Origin of the sequence: Streptomyces sp. RP5T, assembly GCF_003933965.1 — a bacterium.
Lineage (GTDB): Bacteria > Actinomycetota > Actinomycetes > Streptomycetales > Streptomycetaceae > Streptomyces.
Genome location: NZ_RSAJ01000526.1, coordinates 1 through 5,797 on the forward strand (window position 1 = coordinate 1; position 5,797 = coordinate 5,797).

The 5,797-nt window shown below is 73.9% G+C and carries 3 protein-coding genes; 2 read left to right on the forward strand and 1 reads right to left on the reverse strand.

All coding sequences use genetic code 11. From position 1 onward, the window contains the following. On the forward strand, positions 1-451 hold a 451-nt coding region (locus EHS43_RS35365; RefSeq protein WP_185806553.1), incomplete at its 5' end, for a Mut7-C RNAse domain-containing protein. Here EHS43_RS35365 and EHS43_RS35370 read toward each other — a convergent pair. Then, positions 396-2,438, reverse strand: a complete 2,043-nt coding sequence (locus EHS43_RS35370; RefSeq protein WP_125194722.1) for a thioredoxin domain-containing protein — start codon at positions 2,436-2,438, stop codon at positions 396-398. The two genes, EHS43_RS35365 and EHS43_RS35370, sit on opposite strands and share 56 nt — an antisense overlap. Positions 2,439-2,606: 168 nt before the next feature. Here EHS43_RS35370 and EHS43_RS35375 point away from each other — a divergent pair. Continuing rightward, a partial coding sequence (locus EHS43_RS35375) for a tetratricopeptide repeat protein (RefSeq protein WP_148104162.1) occupies positions 2,607-5,797 on the forward strand: 3,191 nt, incomplete at its 3' end.

Consider the following 5,797-nt stretch of genomic DNA (forward strand, 5'->3'; position numbering starts at 1 on the left):
CGGCGTGGACACCGCGTACGAGTCCACGGACATCGGCGACCCCGCCCTCGCCACCCGCTCGGCCACCGAGAAACGCGTCATGCTCAGCCGCGACCGGGGCCTGCTGCACCGCAGGGAACTGTGGGCGGGCGCGTTCGTGTACAGCACCCGGCCCGAGGACCAGCTCAGCGACGTCCTGGAGCGCTTCCGCCCCGAACTGCGGCCCTGGACCCGCTGCACCGCCTGCAACGGCCTGCTGCGCGAGGCCACCAAGGAAGAGGTGGCGGACCGCCTGGAGGGCGGCACGGAACGGTCGTACGACGTCTTCGCCCAGTGCCAGGAGTGCGGCCGCGCCTACTGGAAGGGCGCCCACCACGAACAGCTGGAGGCGATCGTGGCGAACGCCCTGGCGGAGGCTAACCGACCGGCCGGCCACCCAGCGCCGCCCGCAGCGCCTCCGCGTCGGTCGTAGGCGCGTCACAGGTGAAGTGCCGGCACACGTACGCGGTGGGCCGGCCCTCGACCAGCACCCGGTCGGCGAGCAGCGGCAGTTCGTCACCGCCCGGCGCCCCCACCGCGACCACCGCGCCGGGAGCGGTACCCAGAAGTGCCGTACGGTGCAGCGCCCTGGTGGCCTCGTCGGCCGCCGCGGGACCCACGACCGCGACCTCCCTCGGCCCGTCCAGGAACGCCTCCGCCACCGCGAGCCCCCACCCGACGAACCGCGGCACCCGGGGCCCGAGCGCCTTCACCACCCCGAGCGCCTTCCGCGCCGCCTCCCGGTGCGGCTCGGACCCGGTCTGCGCGGCGTAGGACAACAACGCCCCCGCCGCCGCCGTCCACCCGGAGGGCACCGCGTTGTCCGTCGGGTCCTGCGGCCGCCGGATCAGCCGCTCGGCATCGGCGGCGGTGTCGAACAGCGCCCCGTCCGGCCCGGTGAACCGCGTCAGCACATGGTCGAGCAGGAACCCGGCGAAGTCGAGCCAGACCCCCTCCCCGGTCACCGACGCCAGCGCGAGGAACCCCTCGGCGACATCGGCGTAGTCCTCCAGCACCCCGGCGTTGGCACCCACCTGACCGTCCTTGCTGGTACGGGACAACCGGGCCTGCTCGTCCAGATGCAGCCGTACGAGAAGGTCGGCGGCCCCTAGGGCGACGTCGACCAGGTCGGGGCGGCCGAAGTACGCCCCGGTCTCGGCGAGCGCGGCGATCGCGAGCCCGTTCCACGCGGCGACGACCTTGTCGTCCCGGCCGGGAGCGGGCCGCTCCGCGCGCGCGTCGAACAGCCGCCGCCTGATCGACTCGACCTTCTCGGCGTCGAACACCGTTTCCTGCTGCGGGAGTTGGAGGACGGACTGGCCGTGCTCGAAGGTGCCCTCCTCGGTGACCCCGAAGTACTGCGCGGCGAGCTCGGCGTCCTGCTCCCCGAGCACCGCGCGCAACTGCTCCGGCGTCCACGCGTAGTAGGCGCCCTCGACGTGCCGGCCGGTCCCGTCGTCGCTGTCGGCGTCCAGCGCGGACGCGAACCCGCCCTCGGCGGTGCGCAGTTCACGCACCATGAAGTCGGCGGTGTCGAGCGCGACCCGACGGGCGAGGTCGGAGCCGGTCGCCCGCCACAGGTGCGCGTAGACCCGGCACAGCAGCGCGTTGTCGTAGAGCATCTTCTCGAAGTGCGGCACGATCCAGTCGCGGTCCACGGAGTAGCGGGCGAAACCGCCGCCCAGCTGGTCGTGGATGCCGCCGCGGGCCATGCGCTCGCAGGTGTCCTGCGCCATCTGCAGGGCGCCCTCGGCACCGGTGCGGGCGTGGTGGCGCAGCAGGAACTCCACCACCATGGACGGCGGGAACTTCGGCGCCCCGCCGAACCCCCCGCGCTGCGCGTCGTACTCGCGCGTCAGCCCGAGCAGCGCCGCGGCCAGCTGCTCCTCGCCGGGCGCCTGCGAGTCGCCGTAGGAGATCTCCCGCCCGGCGAGGTCCCGCACGATCTTCCCGGCGACCTCGGCGACCTCGTCCCGCCGGTCGCTCCAGGCGGCCCGGACCCCCTCCAGCACCTGCCGGAAGGAGGGCATGCCCTGGCGGGGCGAGGGCGGGAAGTAGGTGCCGAAGTAGAAGGGCTCGGCCTCCGGCGTGAGGAACACGGTCATGGGCCAGCCGCCCTGCCCGGTGGCGGCCTGCACGGCCTCCATGTAGACGGCGTCGACGTCGGGGCGCTCCTCGCGGTCGACCTTGATGTTGACGAAGTGCTCGTTCATGAAAGCGGCGACCGCTTCGTCCTCGAAGCTTTCCCGGGCGAGGACGTGACACCAGTGGCAGCTCGAATACCCGACGCTCAGCAGAACGGGTTTGTTCGTCTTCCGCGCCTCCTCGAAGGCCTCGGCCGACCAGGGCCACCAGTCGACCGGGTTGTCCGCGTGCTGGAGGAGGTAGGGGGACGTCTCGTGGGCCAGTCGGTTCGGCATGGGGTCCATCCTGCCGCAGTACCCCTCGGGTCGGGCGGCAGGCGGGTCCCGGACGGTGACGTCGGCGGACCCTCCCGGTCACGCCCGGAGCGTTCGCCCTCTCGCCCCGATGCCCCGTCGGCAGCACACTTGACCAAGAAAGCCGTTGCCGCCGGAGGGGGACGTGACATGCGGGACAGCCATCGGGCGGAAGCCGAAAGGCTGTTGGGGCGGGCCGTGGAGGAGGAGGTGCGGCGCTCGGGCGGGCGGATCGACGGCGCCGTACTGCTCGCGCGGGCCCGTGGATCACTGGACGCGATGGCGCAGACCGCCGCCGAGGAGTACGAGGCCTACACGCGCGCGCTGGACGAGGCGCAGGCCGGGCAGCTCAGCTTCGGGCAGCGGTACGCGAAGGAGGCGTCCGGAACTCCCCTGCTGGTGGCGGCGGTCGCAGCCCTGGCCGCCGCCGTCGCCGACCTGGCGCTCGGCACCGGCGCGGGCACCGCGCTGAGCGCGGGTGTGGTCGTGGGCGTGGCGGGCGCGGCGGCGACCGTAGTGAAGGTGGCCGGCTCTCACCTGCCGGCCGCACACCACCGGGCGGGCGCCCTCGGCCAGCCCGGCGGCCCGGAACAGCTGCGGCTCCAGTGGCTGACGGCGTTGGAGGTACGGGGGATCCGGCCCTTCCTCGACCAGCAGCGGGTGCTGAGCGCGTCGACCGGGCCGAAGAAGGCGGGCCCGCGACTGCGCGGCACGGACAAGAGCGCGGCGGCCCGCGGAAGAAGCGTGCTGGAGCAGTCGTTCGCACAACTCCCGGAGCGAATAGGCGAGTTCGCGGACCGGCGGACGGAGATGGGGCGCATCCGGCAGTGGGTGCAGGCCTCGCGCGCCACCACCGAGACCCGTCCCACCGTGGTCGTGCTGCACGGGCCGCCCGGCAGCGGCCGCACGGCACTCGCGGTCCGGGCCGCGCACGAACTGAAGGACCACTTCCGCGGGGCCTGTGTCGTGGACCTGCGCGGGGACAACCCGGAGGAGTCCCCGCTCTCCACCCGCGACGCGCTGCTGCATCTGCTGAACCGGCTCGGCGCCCCGCGCGAGCAGCTGCTGTTCCGTGAGCGCTCCTCCCCCGACCAGCAGGTCAAGCGGCTGAGCGAGCTGTATCACCAGCATCTGACGGGGCTGCCGGTGACGATCGTGCTGGACGACGCCTCGGACCCCGAGCAGGTCCGCACCCTGGTGCCCGAGCGCTCCGACAGCCTCGTCCTGGTCACCGCGCGCGAGCCGCTCGGCCTGCCCGCGGACCTCGCCGCCCACGTCCACGAGCTTCCGGTCGACGCCCTGGAGGCGGCGGGCGCCGAGGAACTGCTGGACGCGGCCGCGCAGTCCGCCACCGGCCCCTACGACGCCCAGTCCGCCGACCGGATCAGGGAGCTGTGCGGCGGACTGCCCCTGGCCCTGCGTATCGCGGGCTCGTCCCTCGGCCCCCGCTCCCCGCGCCAACTCGCCGCGGATCTCGGCGCGTACGGCCCGGTCGGGCCCGTCGAACGCGCCCTGTGGCTGCGCTACACCGACCAGTCCGAGCAGGCCCGGCGGCTGCTGCGCCGGCTCGCGCTGGCCGGGCGGGCCTCGCTCGGCGCCGCCGCGGCCGCCGCGCTGCTGGCCACCGACGAGACGGAGGCGGTCCGGCATCTGACGGCCCTGGCCCGCGCGGGCCTGATCGACCACGTCCGCGGCAGCCGCTACCGCGTCCACGACGTGGTCCGCGCCTTCGCCCAGGCCAGACTGCTGGACGAGGAGGAGGCCGCCGAGCGCACGGCCGCGCAGGAGCGCCTCATCGTCAACTACGCCGACCTCGCCGACTCGGTGCTGCGCCTGGTCGACGGCAACATGTCGACCCGCTCGGACCGTTTCAGCCCGCACGGCTTCACCTCCCTCGACGAGGCGCTGCGCTGGCTGGACGACGAGTCGAGCTTCATCACGGCCGCGCTGCGGCACGCGGACGGCGTCAACCAGGGGGCGGTCCTCAACCTGCTGGGCGCGCTGTGCGACTACTGCCTGCTGCGCGGCGACCTCTACCGCCTGGGCGAGATCAGCGAGTTGGCGCAGGCGGTGGACCAGGGGCTGCTGGTCCGTTCGGTGCAGTGGCGCACCGGTATCGCCGCCCGTCAGCTGGGCGAGCTGGACAAGGCGCGCACCACGCTGACGTCGGTGGTCGACCTCTACATGGAGGCCCACCACGACGCGGGGGCCGCGCGCGCCCTGTGCTCCCTGGGGATCACGCTGCACCACCAGGGCCAGCTGACGGAGGCGGCGGCGAAGCTCCAGGAGGCACTGGACCTCCAGGCGCCTCCCGAACTGGCCACCGACCGGGCCTGGACCATGCACGCCCTCGCGGCCGTCGAGCGTGACCGCGGCCGGGTGGCCGAGTCCCTGGACCTGCTCACCCGCTCCCTGGTCCTGCACCGCGCCGGCGAGTCCGTGCACGGCGAGGCCTGGGCCCACTTCCAGCTCGGTCAGCTCTCGCTGCGGATGGGGGACGTGCCGCGTGCGGAGTCGGAGCTCAGAACCGCCCTCGACCTGTACGGCCGCACCCGCGACGCCCGTGGCGAGGCGTGGGCGATGACCCAGCTGGCGCGGGCCCGTCTGGTGGCCGGGGACCCGTCGGCGGCGGTGGACGGCCTGCGCCAGGCGGCCTCCCGGCACCGTGACAACGAGGACGCGCGCGGCGAGGCGTGGTCGGTGTACTACCTGGGCCAGGCGCTGGAGGAGACCGGCAACCTGGACCTGGCGGTCCGCGAGCTGGAGCGTTCCCGCACGATGTTCTCCCGGATGCGGGACGTCTACGGCCTGGCCTGCGCCCGTCACCACTCGGCCCGCGTCACCCGTGACCAGCGGGCCGCGCAGACGGGGTCGCTGCGCAACTCCGGCTTCGCCCGTCAGCTGCTGGTCGACGCCCGCGCCGACTTCCAGCGCATCGGCGTCGCCCACGGCGAGGCGTGGACCTGCCTGGAGCTGGCGGTGGTGGACGCGGGCAACGGCCGCACCCCGCAGGCCCTCGCCCTGTGCGACGAGGCGGCGGCCCTGTTCGCCTCCTACGGCGACCGGCGGGGCGAGGACTGGGCCCGCTTCCTGCGCTGCACCCTGCTGCCGTACGCGGCACCGGGCGGCGTGGAGATAGGCGCGGCGGTCGCCCAGCAGGAACTCTCGGACCTGGCCCGCCGCGAACACGACACCCGGGACGAGAAGCTGGACGACTACGTCGGCGCGTACGGACTGCTGCTGGAGCGCGGCGTGAACCTGGACACAGGCTGGCAGGCCTGGCGCCTGGGAATGGTCCCGAACCGTCATGCGCGCGAGGTGATGGGGGTGGGGGTTACATC

Bases quoted from the DNA above. Each gene is read 5' to 3' on its own strand.
- EHS43_RS35370 (WP_125194722.1), bottom strand. From the start codon at position 2,438: ATGCCGAACCGACTGGCCCACGAGACGTCCCCCTACCTCCTCCAGCAC.